The sequence below is a fragment of the uncultured Ruminococcus sp. genome, from assembly GCF_937915125.1.
GTDB lineage: Bacteria > Bacillota > Clostridia > Oscillospirales > Ruminococcaceae > Ruminococcus_C.
Genome location: NZ_CALDMP010000098.1, coordinates 1 through 19,557 on the forward strand (window position 1 = coordinate 1; position 19,557 = coordinate 19,557).

Annotated in this window: 18 protein-coding genes; 8 read left to right on the forward strand and 10 right to left on the reverse strand. The window is 51.7% G+C overall.

The window, feature by feature from the left end:
* The first annotated feature begins 263 nt into the window (after nucleotides 1–263).
* The 6 genes from Q0418_RS09905 (at nucleotide 264) to Q0418_RS09930 (ending at nucleotide 6,109) form a co-directional block, all read left to right on the forward strand.
* Nucleotides 264–449: a hypothetical protein gene (locus tag Q0418_RS09905; protein ID WP_298483975.1), complete on the forward strand. Its 186-nt coding sequence runs from the start codon at nucleotides 264–266 to the stop codon at nucleotides 447–449.
* A complete protein-coding gene (gene recO / locus Q0418_RS09910) occupies nucleotides 385–1,200 on the forward strand; it encodes a DNA repair protein RecO (RefSeq protein ID WP_298483976.1) in 816 nt (271 codons plus the stop codon). The genes Q0418_RS09905 and recO overlap by 65 nt, the downstream gene beginning before the upstream one ends.
* Nucleotides 1,166–3,550, forward strand: coding sequence for an endonuclease MutS2 (locus Q0418_RS09915; RefSeq protein ID WP_298483977.1), 2,385 nt, complete (start codon nucleotides 1,166–1,168; stop codon nucleotides 3,548–3,550). The genes recO and Q0418_RS09915 overlap by 35 nt, the downstream gene beginning before the upstream one ends.
* 292 nt (nucleotides 3,551–3,842) lie before the next feature.
* Nucleotides 3,843–4,313: a pyridoxamine 5'-phosphate oxidase family protein gene (locus Q0418_RS09920; RefSeq protein ID WP_298483978.1), complete on the forward strand. Its 471-nt coding sequence runs from the start codon at nucleotides 3,843–3,845 to the stop codon at nucleotides 4,311–4,313.
* On the forward strand, nucleotides 4,310–4,678 hold the full coding sequence (locus Q0418_RS09925; RefSeq protein ID WP_298483979.1) for an MmcQ/YjbR family DNA-binding protein: 369 nt from the start codon (nucleotides 4,310–4,312) through the stop codon (nucleotides 4,676–4,678). The genes Q0418_RS09920 and Q0418_RS09925 overlap by 4 nt, the downstream gene beginning before the upstream one ends.
* 279 nt (nucleotides 4,679–4,957) lie before the next feature.
* On the forward strand, nucleotides 4,958–6,109 hold the full coding sequence (locus Q0418_RS09930; protein ID WP_298483980.1) for an amidohydrolase: 1,152 nt from the start codon (nucleotides 4,958–4,960) through the stop codon (nucleotides 6,107–6,109).
* A gap of 386 nt (nucleotides 6,110–6,495) precedes the next feature.
* On the opposite strand, the gene Q0418_RS09935 is transcribed toward Q0418_RS09930, so the two are convergent.
* The 7 genes from Q0418_RS09935 to rplU form a co-directional block, all read right to left on the reverse strand.
* Nucleotides 6,496–8,217 (reverse strand): DEAD/DEAH box helicase, encoded by a 1,722-nt coding sequence (locus Q0418_RS09935; protein WP_298483981.1) that lies wholly within the window; start codon nucleotides 8,215–8,217, stop codon nucleotides 6,496–6,498.
* Between the two features lie 469 nt (nucleotides 8,218–8,686).
* Nucleotides 8,687–9,424 carry a YebC/PmpR family DNA-binding transcriptional regulator gene (locus Q0418_RS09940; protein WP_298483982.1) on the reverse strand — a complete coding sequence of 246 codons (738 nt, stop codon included), beginning with the start codon at nucleotides 9,422–9,424 and terminating at the stop codon, nucleotides 8,687–8,689.
* A 234-nt stretch (nucleotides 9,425–9,658) separates the two neighbouring features.
* Nucleotides 9,659–10,060: a Mini-ribonuclease 3 gene (locus Q0418_RS09945; RefSeq protein ID WP_298483983.1), complete on the reverse strand. Its 402-nt coding sequence runs from the start codon at nucleotides 10,058–10,060 to the stop codon at nucleotides 9,659–9,661.
* Nucleotides 10,061–10,075: 15 nt separating this feature from the next.
* A complete protein-coding gene (obgE, locus tag Q0418_RS09950) occupies nucleotides 10,076–11,347 on the reverse strand; it encodes a GTPase ObgE (protein WP_298483984.1) in 1,272 nt (423 codons plus the stop codon).
* 282 nt (nucleotides 11,348–11,629) lie between these two features.
* Entirely contained in the window at nucleotides 11,630–11,911 is a 282-nt protein-coding gene (rpmA, locus tag Q0418_RS09955) for a 50S ribosomal protein L27 (RefSeq protein ID WP_298483985.1), read from the reverse strand.
* A 4-nt stretch (nucleotides 11,912–11,915) separates the two neighbouring features.
* A complete protein-coding gene (locus tag Q0418_RS09960; protein ID WP_298483986.1) occupies nucleotides 11,916–12,242 on the reverse strand; it encodes a ribosomal-processing cysteine protease Prp in 327 nt (108 codons plus the stop codon).
* Entirely contained in the window at nucleotides 12,242–12,553 is a 312-nt protein-coding gene (rplU, locus tag Q0418_RS09965; protein ID WP_298483987.1) for a 50S ribosomal protein L21, read from the reverse strand. Before rplU ends, Q0418_RS09960 begins: the two co-directional genes overlap by 1 nt.
* Before the next feature lie 294 nt (nucleotides 12,554–12,847).
* On the opposite strand from rplU, the gene Q0418_RS09970 reads away from it, so the two are divergent.
* A complete protein-coding gene (locus tag Q0418_RS09970) occupies nucleotides 12,848–14,539 on the forward strand; it encodes a hypothetical protein (RefSeq protein WP_298483988.1) in 1,692 nt (563 codons plus the stop codon).
* Nucleotides 14,540–14,760: 221 nt separating this feature from the next.
* Here the strand turns inward: Q0418_RS09970 and Q0418_RS09975 are convergent, their stop codons facing one another.
* Nucleotides 14,761–15,801 carry an RING finger protein gene (locus Q0418_RS09975; RefSeq protein WP_298483989.1) on the reverse strand — a complete coding sequence of 347 codons (1,041 nt, stop codon included), beginning with the start codon at nucleotides 15,799–15,801 and terminating at the stop codon, nucleotides 14,761–14,763.
* 412 nt (nucleotides 15,802–16,213) lie between these two features.
* Here Q0418_RS09975 and prfB point away from each other — a divergent pair, with 412 nt between their 5' ends.
* On the forward strand, nucleotides 16,214–17,332 hold the full coding sequence (gene prfB, locus Q0418_RS09980; protein WP_298483990.1) for a peptide chain release factor 2: 1,119 nt from the start codon (nucleotides 16,214–16,216) through the stop codon (nucleotides 17,330–17,332).
* A 522-nt stretch (nucleotides 17,333–17,854) separates the two neighbouring features.
* Here the strand turns inward: prfB and Q0418_RS09985 are convergent.
* Nucleotides 17,855–18,913 carry a hypothetical protein gene (locus tag Q0418_RS09985; RefSeq protein WP_298483991.1) on the reverse strand — a complete coding sequence of 353 codons (1,059 nt, stop codon included), beginning with the start codon at nucleotides 18,911–18,913 and terminating at the stop codon, nucleotides 17,855–17,857.
* Nucleotides 18,861–19,391, reverse strand: a complete 531-nt coding sequence (locus Q0418_RS09990) for an RNA polymerase sigma factor (RefSeq protein WP_298483992.1) — start codon at nucleotides 19,389–19,391, stop codon at nucleotides 18,861–18,863. The genes Q0418_RS09985 and Q0418_RS09990 overlap by 53 nt, the downstream gene beginning before the upstream one ends.
* Nucleotides 19,392–19,557: the final 166 nt, after the last annotated feature.

Here is a 19,557-nt window from a genome sequence, read left to right on the forward strand (position 1 = left end):
GGATGATATCCGCCCCTACAAAGGGTTCTCCTTAGGTTCTTTGGGAACGGCGGGAGCAAGCCCCCGCCTTACGCTTCTGGTTTCCAGACAAGAAGTAAAATTTTAAGCGTTACAATGTACTACGGGCGAACACAGTTCGCCCCTACAGAAAAATCCACCCTGTGTTCGGACATAACATTACACATCACCCCAATCATTTCCACCCATAAATCAACCCATCCGGCGCATCCTAATCCTATCCCCAAAACAGGAGGTATGACACAATGGATGCTTGGGATATTTTTTGTCTGACCGGACACGTGGACGACTATCTGCACTATCGTCAGGCACAGGGACTGGCACAGCCGCATGCCGATCCGGCGACAACAAAGGAGAAAAAACCGCATGGAAACATACCGAGGACTGGTGCTGGCACAGCGGACAGCGGGCGACCGTGGGAAGTTCATTGATATCCTCACCGAAAAAAACACCTTGCAGGAGGTCTATGTGCGTGGTGCCAAAAAAGCCTCTGCTTCGGGCACTTCCACTACCCAGCTGTTTTCCTATGCCACTTTCAGTGTGCAGCAGCGGCAGAACCGGTTCTATCTGGACAGCGCCGAGCCCATTCGTATTTTCTACCGGCTCCGGGAATCCCTGTCCCGGCTGAGCCTTGCCATGTATTTCAGCGAACTGCTGCGGCAGAGTGTCCGGGAACATCAAAACCCCGGCGAGAACTGCGAGGTCATGCGTCTGGCACTCAACACCCTGCACTATCTGGAAAACGGTCAGCGGGAGGAAGGCTTTCTGAAGCCCGTTTTTGAACTGCGCCTTATGACAGAGCTGGGTATGATGCCCGATCTGCTCATGTGCCGCTGCTGCGGCGAATTTTTACCAAAACGGCTCTATTTCTCCGTGGAAGAGGGCTGTTTTTCTTGTCAGGACTGCGGAGCACCCAAAACGGCATATGCACCCATCCTGCTCCGTGCACCGGCTTTGCAGGCAATGCGGCATATGGTGTTCGCCGATTTCACCCGGCTGTACAACTTCCGCCTGGGTGCGGAAAACCTTGCCGCCGTCCAGCTGTGCGCCGAACGCTTCGTGCGCTATCATCTGGATGTGCGGCTGGATACATTGGAATTTTACCACAAGATCACAACACCACCTCAGCTTATGGAGGAAACAACTCATGAACCAACATTATCAGATACTGGAATTTCATAAAATACTGGATATGCTGGCGAACCTGTCCGCCAACGATATCACACGGGAAAAAGTCAGGGCAATCACCCCTACCTCTGATCTTGCAGAAGCACGTGCCGAAATGGAGAAAACCAGTGATGCACTGGGTCTCTCCATTCAGTTCGGCGCACCGCCTTTCCACGCCTTTCAGGATATGCGCATGGGACTGCGGCGTGCCAAATCCGGCGCACGGCTCTCACTGAAAGATCTGCTGGAAATTGCCACTGTCCTGCGGCAGGTGCAGTCCCTCAGTGACTGGTATGACCGCTGTGCCGGGGTGGAATCTTCCCTGGACGACTTGTTCACCCAGCTGGCACCAGTTCCCTTTCTGCTGGAAAAATTAGACCGCTCTATTCTCTCCGAAGAGGAAATTGCCGATGCCGCAAGTCCGGCGCTGGCGGAGATTCGCCGGAAGATCGGACGTTCCCGGCAGAAACTCCGGGACACCCTGGACAATATGATGCGGCGGCAGGAGATTCAGGAATGCTTACAGGACAACCGTGTCACACTCCGTGACGGCAGATTTGTATTGCCTGTCCGTGCGGAACACCGGGGGAAAATTCCCGGACTGGTACATGACACCTCGGCAACGGGGCAGACCTTATTTATTGAACCCATCGCCGTGGTAGACGCCAACAACGACATCCGTCTGCTGGAAATCCAGGAGACAGAGGAAATCGAGCGCATTATTGAGGAACTGTGCACCGAATGCGGCACCTGGGCAGACGCCATAATCCGTGACCACGAGGTCTGTGCAGAGCTGAATCTGTACTTTGCAAAGGCACGGCTGGCGGAACAGATGCACGCCTTTGCACCGACGCTGACAGATGACGGCGTGATCATCCTGAAAAAGGCACGCCATCCCCTGATCCCCTATAAAAAAGCTGTCCCCATCAGCTTCACTCTGGGTGACCCTTACCGTGCGCTTATTATCACCGGTCCCAATACCGGCGGTAAGACCGTTGCCCTGAAAACCTGCGGTCTGCTGACCCTTATGGCAATGAGCGGTATGCTGATTCCGGCGGCTGAGGGAAGTCAGATTTCCGTCTTTGATCATGTGCTGGCGGATATCGGCGATACCCAGAGCATTGAGCAGAATCTTTCCACGTTCTCGGCGCATATGAGCAGTGTTATCCGCATTCTGGAACAGGCGGACGAACATTCCCTGGTACTGCTGGACGAACTGGGTTCGGGCACTGACCCTGTAGAAGGTGCGGCTCTGGCGGAGGCAATCATTGCCCGGCTGAAAGACAACGGCGCAAAGCTTATGGTTTCCACCCACTATCAGGAATTGAAGCTCTATGCCACCCAGCAGCCAGACGTGGAAAATGCATCCTGTGAGTTTGACATTGAAACACTCCGTCCCACCTATCGGCTCATTCTCGGTTCCCCCGGGAAGTCCAACGCTTTTGCCATCAGCGAGGGGCTGGGTATGGCAAAAGAGATCATTACCCAGGCAGAAACGTTGGTCAGCGAGGAAAATACCCGGTTTGAACAGGCTGTGGCAAAGCTGGAGGAGACCCGGAAAGAACTGGAGCACGACCGGGATGCCCTGCGGTTATCCCTACAGCAGGCGGAGGAAAATGAGGCTAAGCTCCGGGAGGAACTGGAGCGTACCCAAAAAGACCGGGAAAATATTATGGAACAGGCTCGACTGGAGGCAATGCGTATTGTGGAAACCACAAAGGCACAGTCCAACGAAATGCTGACGGAACTGGAACAGCTGCGCAAGGAAAAAGAAAAAGCATCCTTTGCGGAGGATGTGATCGGCGCAAAGGGACATGTGAAGCGTGGATTCCGGAAGATGTACGAAACGGCGAATCCGGTGACGGATACGGCAGATGAGGACTATGTACTCCCCAGAGAATTACAGGTGGGCGACACAGTGCTTATGGCGGATACAAAGCAAAAGGCAGTCGTCGCCGGAAAGCCCGACAAAAACGGCATGGTATTCCTGCAAATGGGCGCTATGCGCACCAAGGCACCAGTAGGCAAGCTGCGTTTGGTTGCCGGCGTAGAAGAAAAGCAGAAAAGTCAGCAGAAACAGCGCAGCTCCGCCGGACGTGTTTCCGCACAGGCGGCACGGCGTGGTACCATGGAACTGGATATCCGGGGCTGCACCTGTGACGAAGGTGTTTATCAGATGGACGCTTTTCTTGACCGGGCAGTGATGTCCCATATTGCCACAGTGACGATCATTCACGGCAAGGGCACGGGACAGCTGCGCAAAGCCATTCACCAGCGGCTGAAACAGCTGAAATATGTGAAATCCTTCCGACTGGGCACATTCGGCGAGGGTGAGGACGGCGTGACAATTGTCAGCCTGGAATAAGAATAATTCCCGATAGCAAAGAAAAATCCTTTTGACATGAAAAACCGGACATACGCAGTCCAGGGCGCGTTTAGCCCTGGCAGAGTCCAGGGACAGCGTCCCTGGTCGCCGCCCGCAGGCGGCGAAACACCCTGCGCCGTACTTTCGGCGCGCGGAGAGGGTGGTGAGAAAAAGCGACAGCTTTTTCGAGGCGGGGCGAACAAGACCGCCCCGCCTTGTGAAACCGTACAAGCAAAGGAACGCCTTGCAAACTTCCCGGTGGGACGTTTGCAACAAAACAAGGAGGCACACCATGCGCAGAACCGACCGGGAAATCACTGCATTTCCAGAACTGATCGCAATCCTGAAAAAATGCGACGTATGCCGTCTGGCATTCCACGACGAGCCATACCCCTACATCCTGCCCCTGAATTTCGGTATGACTGTGGATGGCACGCAGCTGACACTGTATTTTCACGGGGCAACCGAGGGTAAAAAATACGACCTCATGGCAAAAAATTCCCTGGTCAGCTTCGAAGCAGACTGTAGTCACCAGCTAATCATCAACGAACAGGCATGCAGCTGTACCATGGCATATGAAAGCGTCATCGGACAGGGCAAAGTTGAAATTGTTTCAGATGAGGAAAAACTTGACGCACTGATAGAAATTATGCGGCACTATCACCGGGAGGACTTTGCATTCAACCGGGATGTCATACCGCATACAACTGTTTTCAAGCTGGTTGTCACTGCAATGACCGGAAAACGGAGGAATGCAAAATGACACCCGACCTGCATTTGCGAAAGTTTCTGTTCCAATATGCAATGGATACTTACGGCACGCAGCCGGAATACCTATGGGAAAAATCACCGGACAACGCCATCCTGCGGCATAAAGAAAACGGCAAGTGGTACGCAGTCGTTCTGGATGTCCATGAAAAAAAGCTGGGACTGCCCGGCGACGGAACAGTGGATGTGCTGAATGTCAAATGTGATCCTCTGGAAATCGGATCACTGCTGCGGAAAAAGGGATTTTTCCCGGCATATCACATGAATAAGAATCACTGGATCTCCATTTTGCTGGACGGGTCTGTGCCGGAAGAGGAAATCTTGTATTTTCTGGATGAGAGTTATGGGCTGACGGGATGAGGGCAATAGGATTCCTCAAATACTATTCAGGATAACCCCTCCACCATTGCGCCGCAGATGACGGGTGAGCGGGTTTTTAGAGGTGACCTTGTGTTTCCCCGGCGAAAATCACTTGACACAGCCCATGAAATCTGCTATAATAAAAAAAGAAAGAGCATACCGGTAAGACGGTCGCTCCCAATGTAAAAGGATTCTAACGAAGTAGTCGCCTTATGTGGAAGTGGGGCGGCTATTTCCGTTTGTACTCTATATGGATATAGAAAAGAAAGAGGTATCCCCATGAAGATCTGGAACGCAGCCATACACACGCAGACCGCAGCCGGTATCATTGAAAACGGCTATGTCTCCGTGGAAAACGGCAAAATCACAGAAGTATCATCTGGTACGCCAGAAACCATTACACCAGAGGACATTGACGCCGGGGGTTCGATGCTCCTGCCGGGCTTTATTGACGCCCACACCCATCTGGGGATTATCGAAAACGGCATTGCCTTTGAGGGAGATGACTGCAACGAAGCCACCGATCCCTTTACACCCCATCTGCGTGTCATTGACGGCGTGAATCCTCTGGATCGCTGCTTTGAGGAGGCACGTGCTGCCGGCGTGACCACAGTCATGACTTCTCCGGGCAGTGCTAACACCTGCGGCGGCACCATGGCAATTCTCAAGACAGCCGGGCGTATGACAGACCGGATGCTGATCGGTACGGGCATGAAATTTGCTCTGGGAGAGAATCCCAAAAGCGTCTACAATGACCGGGACGAAACGCCCATCACACGCATGGCAACAGCGGCGATGATCCGGGAGGGACTGTCCAAAGCCCAGCGATATCAGCAGGAACTGGACTTTGCAGAAAGCGATCCGGACGAGCATATGCCGGACTATGATGCCAAATCCGAGGCATTGCTGCCTGTGCTGGAACGGGATGTGAAAGCCCATTTCCACTGCCATCGGGCGGATGATATTTGCACAGCCATCCGCATTGCAAAGGAATTCCACCTGGATTATGTCATTGTGCACGGCACAGAGGGCTATGAGATCGCAGACATTCTGGCGGAGGAACAGGTGCCTGTGATTGCCGGGCCGACCCTCTGCGACCGGTGCAAGCCGGAGATGCAGAAGCTTACTATTCAGAACCCGGCACTGCTGCATAATGCCGGCGTAAAAGTGGCACTTTGCACAGACCACCCGGTGATACCAATCCAGTATCTGTCCACCACGGCGGCGCTTGCGGTGAAAGGCGGCATGTCCCGGGAGGACGCCATCTATGCCATTACCGCCGGTGCTGCGGAAATTCTCGGCGTAGAGGAGCGTGTGGGCAGCATTGCCGTGGGCATGGATGCGGATTTGCAGCTGTACCGGGGCGATCCCCTGGATCTCCTGTGCGACCCCTGGCTGGTCATGATTGACGGAAAGATTTGCGTGCAATAAACGGAATCAGATATGGAAAACCGGCTTTCTCCTGTTTCGGGGGAAGCCGGTTTTGGTTTGACATCTGTCAGAATTTGTGATAAAATAGAATGCAGAGAGCATACCATACAGCGGTAGGCGGTCAATCCACGCTCCCGGAAGGGAGTGATTGTTATGACATGGATGGAGTTTCTCACTCTGTTGATGGTCGTTTGTCAAGTCATTGTGATTTTTCAAAACAGCAATAAAAGGAAATAACCGCCCCAGCTTGCCAACGTGAGCGGTTATTTCTAAACTACTTAACTTGGGAGCGACCGCCTATCGGTGTGCTCTCTTCTCTTATAGTATAGCTGATTTTGATGGGGTTGTCAAGTGGTTATCATAGTTTTTCATGGATATCCTTCAGCTTACCCCTTCCGCCGCTTCCGGTTATACCCACCGTTCCAGGGACTCTGGGTATATCCATGCCGGGACGAACGCCGCTGACCGCCATTTCTGCCCCGGTTCCGGGAATCCTCCCGGCGATAACCATAGCCGCTGTCACGTTCCTCATACTTCCGCACAGCCACCTGCTTGCCGTTGATCTTCTCATTTTGCATGGCATCCACTACAAAGTCCAATTCTGCCTCAGGCACTTCCACCGTGGTGAACTGATCGTGAATGTCGATTTTCCCGAACTCGTTGCCTGCCATACCTGTAGCTTCCACCAGTGCGCCCAGGATAAAATTGGGCGCCATCCGGTCTTTTCGTCCGGCATTGATGTGCACACGCACAGTCTTTGCTCCGGCACGCTTACCCTTGCGGATGGGCTTCGGCACATCGAAAGTGGGCAGATTTTTCGTTGCCTCTTCCAGGCGCTGCTGTACCATTGCCGCCAGAATATGCTTTGCGGAATCCCCCTGCTCCAGCAGTGTTTCCGTCAATGCCATAGCCTCTTCGGAAACCTCCGTCTCCGACAATGCCAGCAGTCTCTCCCGTTCTGAATCCACTGCCAGCGCCCGCAGTTCCTTGGAAGTGGGCACGGCAATTTCCGTGATATCCGCCTTGGTATAGCGGGAAATGTCACGCAGTTCCATCTCCTGCTTACGACCACTGAGAATATTGTACGCCGTACCAGTCTTTCCGGCACGTCCCGTTCTGCCGATGCGGTGGATATAGTACTCGTGATCCTGGGGCAGGTCGTAGTTGAACACGGCATCTACGCCCTTGACATCAATACCACGTGCTGCCACATCCGTTGCGATCAGAATGGTACTTCTGCCACTTTTGAAACCGTTCATGACCTGGGTACGCTGGAGCTGTTTCATATCCCCATGGAGTCCCACCGCCGGAAATCCCCGGAGACACAGGGCTTCTGTCAGCTCGTCCACAGTCTTTTTCGTATTGCAGAAAATCATGGTGGAATTGGGCTGCTTCGCCAGCAGGAGCAGCTGTAAGGCATCGGTTTTGCGTCCCATAGGTACGCTGACATAGTACTGGGCGATGGCATCCACCGTCCGGTGTGCACTCTGGATCTGTACCAGCACCGGGTCTTTCTGGTATTGTTTGGTGATTGCCAGAATCGCCGGGGGCATGGTTGCGGAAAACAGCACCGTCTGGCGCTGCTCGGGAACCTGCGCCAGTACCGCTTCGATATCCTCCCGGAAACCCATGTTCAGCATTTCGTCCGCCTCGTCCAGCACGATGGTTTGCAGCTGATCCAGCTTCAGTGTACGGCGGCGGAGGTGATCCAGCACACGTCCCGGCGTACCCACTACCAGATTTGCACCGTTTTTCAACTGGTGAATCTGTCTGTCCATACTGGCACCGCCATAGACGGCAACCGGGCGCACGTGCTTTTTGAACCGGGCAAATTTCCGGATCTCATCACACGCCTGCATGGCAAGTTCTCTGGTGGGACAGAGAATCAGAGCGCAGACATGATCGCAGTCCTTCGGCTGCATCTGCTCCAGAATGGGAATGCTGAATGCGGCGGTTTTCCCGGTACCGGTGTTGGATTTGCCGATGACATCCTTGCCCTCCAGCAGCAGCGGGATGGTTTTTTCCTGAATCTCTGTCATTTCTGTAAAGTCCAGCTGCGCCACTGCCTCCAGCAGCGGTGCGGATAGGTTTAGTTCTTGAAATTGCATGTTACTCCCTTTCTACGATTTCTTCCTCGTCAAATAACAGCTCTTGTGTTCTGCTATAACGTCATACTTTTCTCTATTGCTTTTCTTTTTATTTTTGTTTCACCCAGTAGTGGATACTGCCTTCGTCCGCAGATTTTCGAAAATCATCTAACCGGCGAACACAGTTCGCCCCTACAATTTCCTTGAAAACAGAAGTTTTTCATCTGAACCCCAATAGGTCACCTCTAAAAACCCGCTCACCCGTCATCTGCGGCACATTTTTACGCCATCTTCCCTTGCGAAAAAACTTGAAATACATCGAGTATTCCTGCGTTTTTTCGAAAGGGAATCTGTCGCAAATCTGCACCACATCTGACGGATTCGGGGTTTTTAGAGATGCCCAATATTCAAAAAATATCTCCCGACAAAAAAGCGCACCCAGCGCCGCCCGTGGCGAAACCGGATACGCCCATCCCACTGTCAGATGCCATTAGTCCTCTTCCGGCATATTCCAGTTATGATATACATTCTGTACGTCGTCATTGTCCTCCAGCTGTTCCAGCAGAAGGTTCATCTTCTTGATGGCATCCTCATCCTCCAGGGTGGTATACGTTGCCGGAATCTGCATGACTTCCGCAGAAAGCACATTGTAGCCCTTTGCAGTCAGACCCTCACGCAGTCCGCTCAGTGCAGAGGGTGCGCAGGATACCTCGATCACGTCCTCGTCCTCCATAGAGAAATCGTCTGCATCAAACTCGAAGCAGTCCTCCATGACCTGATCCTCGTCCAGACCGGTATTTTCCAGTACTACCATACCTTTTTCGCTGAACATGAAAGATACGCAGCCCGGTGTGCCCAGATTGCCGCCGAACTTGTCGAAATAATGGCGTACATCGCCGGCAGTCCGGTTCTTGTTGTCGGTCAGGCACTCTACGATCACAGCCACGCCGCTGGGACCATATCCCTCATAGACGATGGTTTCGTAGTTGTTCTTGTCACCCTCGCCTGCCGCTTTCTTGATGACACGCTCAATGTTGTCGTTGGGCACATTGTTGGACTTTGCCTTTGCAATGAGATCCCGCAGCTTGGAATTGGTGTTGGGATCCGGGCCGCCCTCTTTCACGCAGACGGTGATCTCTCTGCCGATCTTTGTGAAGATCTTTCCCTTTGCGGCATCGGTCGCCTCTTTTTTCCGCTTGATATTATTCCACTTCGAATGTCCTGACATATTGCAAACACTCCTCTTTTTCAGTTACATCCATATCGTTTCTTTCAACAAGATAACTTGCAATAACGGGCGAACACGGTTCGCACCTACTACGCAGTCTCAACTAAAACTTTATATTGTTATAAACTGGAGGTTTCAGATAAATCCGGCGGGAGCAAGCCCCCGCCCTACGTTTCTGATTTCCAGACAGAAAGTAAAGCTTTAGGCGTGACAATGCACTACATTGCGCTTTCCTTATATGGATGACATCGCATCTTCTATACACACAGCAAACAGTTCCGCAAGCCGCTGCTCTGCGCCCATCAGGTGCAGATAACCGAACAGTGCTTCCAGTCCTGTTGCCTTATGATAATCCTGCGCCGCTGTATGGCGCGGAACCGTATTGTTGGCATTTCTGCCTCGCTTGTACACCCCAAGCTCATCCTCCGTCAGCCGGGACAGAATACGGTCGGCTGCCTGCGCCTGGAATTCCGCACAGACCAGCTGCACCTTTTTCACGTGCAGCTTTGCCGCCGGCTGGTTCGCCTCCAGCAAGAGCCGTTCCCGCACCATGACCTCATAGACGCTGTCCCCCAGAAACGCCAATGCCAGGGGACTGTATTGTCTCGCCTGAGACGCTGTGATACCAGGCTGCATCAATGTTCAGCCTCCTTACGGCACAAAGTCGAATTCGAATCCCAGGATATCGACGCCATCGCCCTCCTGGATTCCCTTTTCCTCCAGCGCATCAATGATACCGCTGCTGCGGAGTACACGCTGGAAGTACTGCAAAGACGAATAGTCGTCCATGTTGACTGTCCGCAGAATGGGTTCCAGCCAGGGCGCATGGACATAGTACACACCGTCTTCCACTTCAATCTCGAACTGACCGTGGGCATTTTCCGCCAGTTCCTCCTGGGTGGGCGCCTCCGGTTCGTATTGCAGAATAGGCGGCAGCGTTTGCAGCATTGCTGCCGTTGCCTGTACCAGTTCTGCTGTACCGGCTGTAGTCGCCGCAGAGATCTCATAGAAGGGCAGTCCCTTTTCCTCAATATAGCTGCGGAACCGTTCGATCTGTTCCGGCTCTGCCATATCGCACTTATTCGCCACCACGATCTGGGGACGCTCTGCCAGTTCCGTCCGGAACTGTTCCAGTTCACCCTGAATGGTCTCGTAATCCTGGATGGGGTCACGTCCCTCAGAGCCGGAGACATCCACCACATGCAGAATCAGCCGGCAGCGCTCCACATGGCGCAGGAAATCGTGTCCCAGTCCTACACCGTCGCTGGCGCCCTCGATCAGACCGGGGATATCCGCCATGACAAAAGACTGCTCCTCCGCCACACGCACCATGCCCAATACCGGAGTCAGGGTGGTGAAGTGATAGTTGGCAATCTTGGGTTTTGCAGCACTGACGACAGAAATCAGCGTGGATTTTCCCACATTGGGGAAGCCCACCAGTCCCACGTCTGCCAAGAGCTTTAGTTCCAGGGTCACGTCAAAGCTTTCGCCCGGAAAGCCCGGCTTTGCGAACCGTGGGATCTGCCGTGTGGAAGTGGCAAAGTGAATATTGCCCTTGCCGCCTCTGCCGCCCTTGGCGAGGATCTGGGGTTCATCGGTGGAGAGATCCGCCATGATGCGGCCGGTCTTTGTTTCACGTACCACAGTACCCCGGGGCACACGGATAATGAGATCCGGTGCGCTTTTTCCGGTGCAGTTGCGTGCGCCGCCGTTTTCGCCGCGCTGGGCGGTATACTTCCGCTTATAGCGAAAATCAATCAGCGTAGAGAAGTTATCGTCCACCTGAAAGACGATATCGCCGCCCTTTCCGCCGTCACCGCCGTCGGGGCCGCCGGCTGCCACATATTTTTCCCGGTGAAACGATACGGCACCGTCACCGCCGTCACCTGCTTTGATGGTAATGCGAGCCTGATCCACAAACATAGCTTTTCGTCTCCTTCCTGTTTTCGGCATTCATAAAATTCTGGGCATCTCTGAAAAACCCCGAATCCGTCAGATGCGGTGCAGATTCGCGACAGATCCCCTTGTGAAAAAACGCAGGAATACTCGATGTATTTCAAGTTTTTTCGCAAGGAAAGATGGCGTAAAGATGCGCCGCAGATGACGGGTGAGCGGGTTTTTAGAGGTGACCTTCTATCAAAAAATCCCAAGCGTGCGGCTCGGGATTTCCTGTCGTTCTTCACGTAAAACAGCAAAAGCTGTCAGTTACTGAGCAGCGTATACGCTGACCTTCTTGCGGTCACGGCCAACACGCTCAAACTTTACGGTACCATCTACCATAGCGAACAGTGTGTCATCAGAACCGATGCCAACGCCCTCACCCGGATGAATGTGGGTACCTCTCTGGCGAACCAGAATGTTGCCAGCCTTTACAAACTGACCGTCTGCACGCTTTACGCCCAGACGCTTGGACTCAGAATCACGGCCGTTCTTAGTAGAACCGGAACCTTTCTTATGTGCAAAAAACTGCATACTAATGCGCAACATAACTTTACACCTCCATGTGTTTCAATTGGATATACGCGGGATAAGCCTCTGCAAGCAGCTGGAACTGTAATTCCAGTCCAGCAAAGAGCCGGTCTGCATTTCCGGAAACATCCGGTTTGTCCAGCCGGAGTACAATTGCCGCTGTTTTCTCCTCTTCCTCTGCGGAAACCGGGAGATGATATATCTCCGTCATGAGATTGGCAACTGTCTGCACTGCGGAAGAAACGCTTGCACAGACAATGTCTGCACCTTCTTCTGCATAGCCCGCATGTCCCTCAACGGAACAGCCCGTGCAGTGCTCCCCTGCATAGAAAAAACGTGCGGAAATCATTATGCCTCGATGGCTTCGATCTGCACCTGGGTATAGGGCTGTCTGTGACCCTGCTTCTTCTTCTCGCCCTTCTTCGGCTTGTAGGTCATAACTGTGATCTTCTTTGCCTTGCCATTCTTGATGACCTTGGCACGAACAGAAGCACCGTCTACATACGGATTACCGATCTTCAGACCGTCCTCGCCGCCAACTGCAACAACCTTGTCAAATACAATGCTGTCCTCTGCCTCTACGTTCAGCTTTTCGATAAAGAGCGTGTCGTTTGCCTTTACCTGATACTGCTTTCCGCCGGTTTCAATTACTGCGTACATGATATCTGGCACCTGCCTTTTACAAAAACTCGCTGCGATGGGTGCATCAAAATGCTTTTTGACCCGGACGCATGCGGCTTTTTTATTGTATCATATTTCCGGTGGCTTGTCAAGATTTTTCTGAAAAAATTTTTTCGTGTCAGGACGTTTTTTCTTTGGCAGTCTGTACAAAAGCCTGGGATAGTTCTTGTGCATCACTCTGAATTTCTGAAAGAATTGCAACATTTCTGCCGTCTCCATTGTATCCTTTATAAAGAGACATTTTTCCAAACCAATTCAAAGGAGGTAATTCTTATGAAAAAACTGATATCCATCTCACTTGCACTGAGTCTGCTCCTGGGCAGTACTGCTGTGAGCCTGCCGACTTCGGCGGAGGAAAGCATTCCCATCATCCTGACAGCAAACCGGTATGAATTTCTTCAGATCGATTCCTACCCCGGTTCGGATGCGCTAATCCTTCGGGTGGAAACCGACCAGAAACCAGATGAAATTATGCTTATGGACGGCGACACCGGCGAACAGATCGGCGTTCTGCGTGATGACGGTGCCTACACCAACAGCGGCGACAATCTCGCCGGAGACGGCATCTATTCCTATCGCACTGTCATTTCAACAACAGAACCTGCGGTATACTCTTATTATGTCATTGCAGACGGCGTACAATCCAACACAGTGCGTATTCTCGTTGCTGATGATTATACGAACGACGAACTGAACGAGATCAGCGAAGTCAATATGCAAATTGATACACTCCTGGATGACAGCACATATCAGGCAAAAGACACTGCTGCACGAAAAGAAGCCATTTTTGCTCTGCTGAACGATCTGGCTGAAAATGGGACTGCGGATTTTCCCTACAGCCTGATTGATCCGGATTCTATTGTTTTTGACGAAACGACTCAGACATTTTTCTTTGTTTATCGCTGCGGCGAATGGAGCAACGGCTATTTTGGTGCTTTCTATGATCTTGATCAGTGGAACGAAGTCCCCATTGCCTCTGTCAGCATGGAATCCAGGTATCATTTTGACAATTTCACACGCTTTATCATGGAATTGCCGGAACGACAGGATATTCTCGCTGTGCCAAGTTCATACAATCCCAACAGGATCCTCGCATTGGATCACCAGGGGTATGATGAAATTTATATTACTGCAAACCGCTATCGCATTACCCTGGAAGAGGGTTATACCATTGATGACAGTGTATATGAACAGCTGTCCGGTCTCATCACCCAAAAAAAGAACAACGCCGCAGCAACGGTGGAAAAGAATCCGAATTTCGACACCATGTATTATTATTATGCCGGATCAGCCTATCTGATCCAGGATAAAGAAGCCGAGGGAAACACCTGGCTGTTCGCTTGCGGCGAAGCACTCAATTATGATGAAGAAGCGGTTTTGCAGATACTCCATGCACTGCCGGGATTTCAGCATATCGACTACGCCAAAGCCGGCTATTTTATTTCGGAATCTCCCAACCTGCTCACCCTGACAAATTTGACTGTCACCTGCCCTACTCCAGAAGGCAGTGCGCTGACCAAAGAGGACTTCGCACCCTACCTGGAATTAAATTCCCTGAAACAGTCCACAGATGATCCGACCTCATATACCATCAGCCTGAATGGCAATTCCGTAAACTGGTATGATTCCATTCGCACCCTGATGGAACACGGACTGGTGCAGTCCGTGGACAATTACTCGTACATGATAACAGAGCTTGCCTATGATGAAACAGTTCTCATCCATGACGACCCCATCCGCTATCTCCAGAACGGTGATGTCAACAACGACAGCATCATCAACGCCGACGATGCATACGAGACATTGACCTCTTATGCAAGCTGTTCCGTAGGAAAAGAGGATCCGCTCCAGCCGGTACAGCGTGTGGCTGCGGACTATGATCTGAATGGGCAGGTAGACGCCAACGATGCCTATGAGATGCTTCTGACTTATGCAAGCAATTCCGTAGGAAAAGAAACGGATTAAACTTCAGGCAGCACCGCACAAAAGGGTTGCTGCAAGGACAGCAAAATCCTGATTCACGGGTCGATGTGGGCATCGACCCCTACAAAACGTTACGAAATTCGTGGTGATTGTAGGGTGCGATACCCACATCGCACCGTTTTCTTGTTGGATTTTGATGCTTGTCAGCCTCTAGGAAAGCATATCAACGAAAATAAGGGACTGCTGCAGACAGTCCCTTATTTTTACATCATTAGAATTGCAAATAAAACCAAAAACAGCACGCCAGTGAGAAGATACTGCAAAGCGACCATGCCCACAATGAGCCAGCCATTTGTACCGCCCTGGGCACGCAGCCGGTGACGGCGCATTTCTTTGGACAGATCTTCCTGTGCGATCTGGTGTACCTGGCGCAGCACAAAACGGTAGTACAGCCAGTTTCCGAAAAGTCCCAGAACAATGGTCATGCCAACTTCCAGGTAGTTGCAGATCACCGCTGCATTATACACAAGGGTCTCACAGTTTTCCAGCCGTTCCAGCATCCCCTGCATCACCTGCTGTATGTTGGGATACATTTCTGCCAGCGCACTTCCCTCAGAACTCTTTATCATCTGGAGCATATCCGGCAGTGACGTTTGCAGCATCATTGCCATCTGAGGCAGATGGAGCAGCGTCAGAACGGCAATCAATATAATAGAAAACAGCCACATTTTCCGGTTTGCAAAATAAAACTGGGGAAAAATCAGGCAGGGAAAATTCAGGGAGATCCTATGTCCCTCATGGAACCGCCGGAATTTCGGCAGATAGTACAGAGTGTTGTTGCCCACGAAATCCGCCACATCCTCCAGGCGTTCTCCGCCGATAACATCGTCCCGGTTCATGCCGCAGCAGGGATCGTCCATTCCCATCATCTCTGCTGTCCTGCGCATCCGTTCCCGGAAGGAATCCCGTTGGGGCGGCACATCGCTGTCCCCGTTTTCCTCCCAGGACGGCATCTGCGGCGGTTCTGCCATAGATGCACCGCAGTTCTGACACCGCTGGGCTGCCTGATCATTGGCAGTGCCGCAATTGGGGCAGATCTGCTCCGGCTTCTGCTCTTCCTCTTTTTGTCGTTCTGATTTCCAGGTCTCCCCGGACTGATGCAGTTCTATATTGATGCACTTGTTGTTCTTTGTCCAGCATTCCCGATGATAGGGTGTGCCGCACTCCGGGCAGACTACCACATCATCCTTTTCCTGCAATTTCTTTCCGCAGCCGAAGCACGGGTCTCCTGTATGCAGCCCCATATGCCATCCCTCTTTCCTTTGGGTACTTTCGTCAACACCGCACAAAGAGCGCCTGACGGCTTTGCGCGGTATTGCCTTTCTTCTTATTATACCACATGGGAAAAATTTTTTCAATATCCAAAGAAAATATTTGCATCTCAGACGATTTTGTAGTATAATAAGAAAGATACGAGGAATCACAGGAAGTTTCAAGGCAATACCGCGCAAAGATTGTGCGGCAGATGCGCCGTCAGATTTTTCGTCAGATGAAACAAAAAGCGCAGTGAATACTCTATGTATTCACGAGCATTTTTGTGAAATATGACGGAAAATATGCAAGCATATGACGTGCAAAGCCGGCAGGCGCTCTTTGTGCGGTGTTGCCTCAACTATTTTGATCCTGAAAATCACTACGACATAAAGGAGAATACCCATGATTTTATTAGATGAACTGCGCGTCACCATGAGCGACTACCGAAAGGAACTGGAAGAACTGTATGAGGTTCTGGGCATTGAAGCCGCACAGGCACGCTATGACGAACTGCAAAAGCAGGTAGCCGAACCGGGCTTCTGGGATGATCTGGAGAATTCCCAGAAGGTACTCCAGGAATCCAAGGCACTGGAGAACAAGATCAACAAGTACAAGAAAATGGAAGAGTCCCTGGAGGACATCCTGACGCTCATTGAACTGACCATGGAAGAGGGCGAGGAGGAATCCAACGCCGAACTGAACGAAGAGGCAGACAACTTTGTGAAGGAACTGGAATCCCTGAAGCTGGCATCCCTGCTGACCGGCGAGTATGACAGTTCCAACGCCATCCTCACATTCCACGCCGGTGCCGGCGGTACTGAGGCGCAGGACTGGGCGGAAATGCTCTATCGTATGTACAACCGCTGGGCAGAGCGCCACAACTACAAAGTAGAACTGCTGGACTATCTGGACGGTGACGAAGCCGGCATGAAGAGTGCGTCCATTCTGATCTCCGGCGACAATGCTTACGGCTTTTTGAAGTCAGAATCCGGTGTACACCGTCTGGTGCGTGTATCGCCCTTTGACTCCTCCGGACGCCGCCACACCTCCTTTGCGGCGCTGGAAGTGATGCCGGAAATCGACGACTCCATGGAAGTAGACATCCGTCCTGAGGACATCAAAATGGACGTATTCCGTTCCAGCGGTGCCGGCGGTCAGCATATCAACAAGACAAGCTCCGCTGTCCGTCTGACCCACCTGCCCACAGGCATTGTGGTATCTTGCCAGACCCAGCGCAGCCAGTTCCAGAACAAGGACTACGCCATGAAAATGCTCCGTGCAAAGCTGGTAGAAATCAAGGAACGAGAGCATCTGGACAAGATCGCTGACATCAAGGGCGTCCAGAAGGAGATCGCATGGGGTGCACAGATCCGTTCCTATGTGTTCATGCCCTATACCCTGGCGAAGGATCACCGCACTGGCTTTGAAAACGGCAATATCCAGGCAGTCATGGACGGCGATCTGGACGGCTTCATCAATGCCTATTTGAAAGCACTTTCCAGCGGCACTCTGCAAAAGTAATATGTTCCATTCAAACGAAAAATAGAACAGAAAAAAACAGCGTTATCCCTTTTGTGGGTAACGCTGTTTCTGTATAACGCTGACTTGCAGTTTCTTCATAAAACGGAAATAGCCGCCTGACTTCCACATAAGGCGGCTATTTCTATTGTAGGGGCGACCATTGGTCGCCCGTTGCGGTTTGCCTGGGGCAACACCGCACAAAGAGCGCCTGACGGCTTTGCACGTCATATGCTTGCATATTTTCCGTCATATTTCACAAAAATGCTCGTGAATACACAAAGTATTCACTCCGCTTTTTGTTTCATCTGACGAAAAATCTGACGGCGCATCTGACGCACAATCTTTGTGCGGTATTACCCTGGATTTTTGGCGGGCGACCAATGGTCGCCCCTACATAAAATGATTCATTTTACAGCATATAATTTTAAAATTGATTTGCGTGCGCAAAAGCAAAACCGGATGCAGCTATGTGAATCGCTGCACCCGGTTTTTTGGAGAGTTGTATGTGAAAACGGGAAATGGTTAATTGAGAGGAACCATATTGTCACCCAGCTGCACGGAAACCACATCCGCCGGGTCAATGGGCTTTTCCAGACGGCATTCGAAATCCCAGTCTCCGCCATCGTGATAATACGAAGCACCTATGACAATACCGGACAGTGTGCTGCCGTCTGTCAGAGTCAGAACCACCGGCGTCAAAGCATATTCAGGACTCTGCGGACTTCCCTGACTTGTGCCGGAAGCTGTCAGCGTAAATCCTTGCATCCCCAGCTGTTCCAGATATGCTGTTCCGCTGATGGATTCGATGCATACTGGCTCCTTAAAAGTATACGAACGTGCTTCCAACGGTTCTCCCAGATGCAGGGTTGCTGAGATCATCCCCAGCAGTTCCATTTGTCCGGATTCGATATAACCGTCCTGTTCTTTCAGCAAGTCCGTAACATCCGACAGTGCGATCTCCACATCCAGCGTATCTGCATCAAAGGGTTCCTGGAATTTCAGCTCATATTCAAATTGATATGAGCCATCCCCTAGTGCGGTCAGTTCTGGGCCTCGTCCGCCTCCTGCCAATGCAAAAGGTTCGCCATCTTCTTTCCAGCCGCTTTCGCCGTTGATTTTCGGATATTGCAGTCCATTCTGAGATGGTACCCTATATTCCATGAGCATCCTGTTTTCCAGATCGATGCCCTCATCCGGCACCACATCGAAAAGCAGATAAATGGTTCTGGCATCATGCACAACTGCTGACGGTGTAATGGTCATGCCCTCCATGCCTGTCACCGTGAAATTCTCCATGGTGCCATACAGGTTCACAGCGGATTCCGGTACTTCTTCCACTGTCATTTCCGGGAAGAGCAATTGCAGCACGCTGACATGCTGTGCCGCTGCCACAGAGCAGACGCTAACCACACTGACACACGCCGCTGCCGCAATGGCAATGGCAGCTTTCTTTTTCCATGTTACACGGGGCTTTGCGGAAACAGGCTGTTCCCCCTTCTGCACTGCCGCCAGGATCTTCTGCTCGCAGTCATCCGACATGCGAATCTGTTCCATAACTCGTTTGTATTGCCGTTTGTCCATAGTGAAACCCACCTTTCTGTTCCAACAGTGCCTTCAATTTCTTTCGGGCACGCTCCAGCTGCGTCTGAATGGTCGAGGGATTCCGCCCGGTGATCTGAGAGATCTCCTTCACGGAATATTCCTCATAGTAATACAACAGGATCACTACCCGATACTTCTCCGGCAGAGAAAATACCGCTGCATACAGGGCATTTTCTGACGGCTCTGCAAAGGCATCCGCCAACTCGTCCGGCAGTTCTGCCCGGTTTTTGTGCCACGCCGAACGGCACAGATCGTGACAGGCGTTGATGGTAACCCGAATGAGCCATGCCTTTTCCATTCCCTCGTCCGGAAATGGTTCTTTGTGCATAAAGAATTTCAGGAATGTCTCCTGCGCCACGTCCTCTGCATCCGCCTTGTTCCGGAGATAGGTATAAGCGATCCGGTAAACTGTGTCTTTGTATTGTTTCAGCTTCTGCTGAAATTCCAGTTCTTCCATTCAGTCCACCTCCTTCGGCATTTCTTTTTGAAGCGCTTCACCCCTATAACGATCGGGATGGGCAAAATATCTCACTTCTCAAAAATTTTTCACCGTGAAACAGAAAAACTTCCGCACGAAAATGCGGAAGGGACATAAAGATATGACCCGGGAAGAATGGATAGCC

Coding starts and splice junctions, on each gene's coding strand:
- Q0418_RS09935 (WP_298483981.1), bottom strand. CDS start 8,217: ATGCAATTTCAAGAACTAAACCTATCCGCACCGCTGCTGGAGGCAGTG.
- Q0418_RS09960 (WP_298483986.1), bottom strand. CDS start 12,242: ATGATTTCCGCACGTTTTTTCTATGCAGGGGAGCACTGCACGGGCTGT.
- Q0418_RS09945 (WP_298483983.1), bottom strand. CDS start 10,060: ATGCAGCCTGGTATCACAGCGTCTCAGGCGAGACAATACAGTCCCCTG.
- obgE (WP_298483984.1), bottom strand. CDS start 11,347: ATGTTTGTGGATCAGGCTCGCATTACCATCAAAGCAGGTGACGGCGGT.
- Q0418_RS09905 (WP_298483975.1), top strand. CDS start 264: ATGGATGCTTGGGATATTTTTTGTCTGACCGGACACGTGGACGACTAT.
- Q0418_RS09930 (WP_298483980.1), top strand. CDS start 4,958: ATGAAGATCTGGAACGCAGCCATACACACGCAGACCGCAGCCGGTATC.
- Q0418_RS09975 (WP_298483989.1), bottom strand. CDS start 15,801: ATGGGGCTGCATACAGGAGACCCGTGCTTCGGCTGCGGAAAGAAATTG.
- Q0418_RS09920 (WP_298483978.1), top strand. CDS start 3,843: ATGCGCAGAACCGACCGGGAAATCACTGCATTTCCAGAACTGATCGCA.
- Q0418_RS09985 (WP_298483991.1), bottom strand. CDS start 18,913: ATGGACAAACGGCAATACAAACGAGTTATGGAACAGATTCGCATGTCG.
- rplU (WP_298483987.1), bottom strand. CDS start 12,553: ATGTACGCAGTAATTGAAACCGGCGGAAAGCAGTATCAGGTAAAGGCA.
- Q0418_RS09940 (WP_298483982.1), bottom strand. CDS start 9,424: ATGTCAGGACATTCGAAGTGGAATAATATCAAGCGGAAAAAAGAGGCG.
- Q0418_RS09970 (WP_298483988.1), top strand. CDS start 12,848: ATGAAAAAACTGATATCCATCTCACTTGCACTGAGTCTGCTCCTGGGC.
- rpmA (WP_298483985.1), bottom strand. CDS start 11,911: ATGTTGCGCATTAGTATGCAGTTTTTTGCACATAAGAAAGGTTCCGGT.
- recO (WP_298483976.1), top strand. CDS start 385: ATGGAAACATACCGAGGACTGGTGCTGGCACAGCGGACAGCGGGCGAC.
- Q0418_RS09915 (WP_298483977.1), top strand. CDS start 1,166: ATGAACCAACATTATCAGATACTGGAATTTCATAAAATACTGGATATG.
- Q0418_RS09990 (WP_298483992.1), bottom strand. CDS start 19,391: ATGGAAGAACTGGAATTTCAGCAGAAGCTGAAACAATACAAAGACACA.
- prfB (WP_298483990.1), top strand. CDS start 16,214: ATGATTTTATTAGATGAACTGCGCGTCACCATGAGCGACTACCGAAAG.
- Q0418_RS09925 (WP_298483979.1), top strand. CDS start 4,310: ATGACACCCGACCTGCATTTGCGAAAGTTTCTGTTCCAATATGCAATG.